The organism is Enterobacter sp. Lyrl_3 (assembly GCF_051948675.1).
Lineage (GTDB): Bacteria > Pseudomonadota > Gammaproteobacteria > Enterobacterales > Enterobacteriaceae > Enterobacter > Enterobacter cloacae.
In genome coordinates this window covers 1-898 of sequence record NZ_JAYJLI010000059.1, presented here as the reverse complement: position 1 = coordinate 898, position 898 = coordinate 1, and the positions used below count along the sequence as shown (strand labels likewise).

Annotated in this window: 2 protein-coding genes; both read left to right on the top strand. The window is 56.6% G+C overall.

Annotated elements, in window-relative coordinates:
• Positions 1 to 67 precede the first annotated feature (67 nt).
• Entirely contained in the window at positions 68 to 580 is a 513-nt protein-coding gene (locus tag VF709_RS24875) for a DUF4234 domain-containing protein (RefSeq protein ID WP_440232476.1), read from the top strand.
• A gap of 85 nt (positions 581 to 665) precedes the next feature.
• Positions 666 to 890, top strand: a complete 225-nt coding sequence (locus tag VF709_RS24870) for a hypothetical protein (RefSeq protein WP_262772062.1) — start codon at positions 666 to 668, stop codon at positions 888 to 890.
• Positions 891 to 898: the final 8 nt, after the last annotated feature.

Sequence of the window (898 nt, the reverse complement as noted above, 5' to 3'; positions counted from 1 at the left end):
CCGAATAGCGCCAGCCCGGCACTATTTCTCATCATTATCAGTAAAACCCATCAAGGAAAAATACGCTATGACCGACATCTCCACCCTCAGCCAGCGACTGGCGACCCCAACCCTGAACTTCGTGCTGCTCACTGTCGCCACCTGCGGTGTCTGGCCGCTGCTCTGGCTGTACCGGAAACAGCAGATTATCAGCGACACCACCGGTTACCCGGTGAGCGGTGATATCTTCGTTATCTGGCTGGCCGTCTGCTTTGGGCTCGGGCGACAGTTCGGCGTGATGGCCTCACCAGACCTCGCGGGGTACGACACAGGCAGCGACACGCTGCTGGCCTTAAGCGGTATTCTGTCGCTCGCCTGTGGCGTGATGTACATCGTCTGGGCGTTTAAGGCCAGAGCCGCGCTGCGCCACTACGCACTGAACACCTTCCGTTTCGACCTGAAAATGAACGCGTTCTACACCGTAGCTTTTAACGTCTTCTACATCACGTACTGCATCAACGACATGCCGCAGGCGCTGGCAAAACACCGGATTATTCATGGTCAGGCTCCCGTGCCGCCAGAATCCCCGTCACCGCAGTAACGCCATCCCTCCTCTTATTTACCCGGCAGGGGCATCAGTGAATGCCCCTCATCCGTCCGGGATCGTCCCCCTGAGATTTAACTCAATGACATTACTGAAAATTGTGCTCAACGCCCTGCGTCAGGTGCTGACGTGGTGCGCCAGTAGCCGGGCACAGCAGTTTGTGGAAGACCACTTCCGCGAAGAAGGCTACGACGAAGACAGTATTTATATCGCCAGACAGACGGCAACCCTGCTTGCAGGTGCCTTAATCACGGTCCTGATGGAGCAGATACTGCTGCTTATTACCACACACGGAGCCTCACACTGATGCCCTGC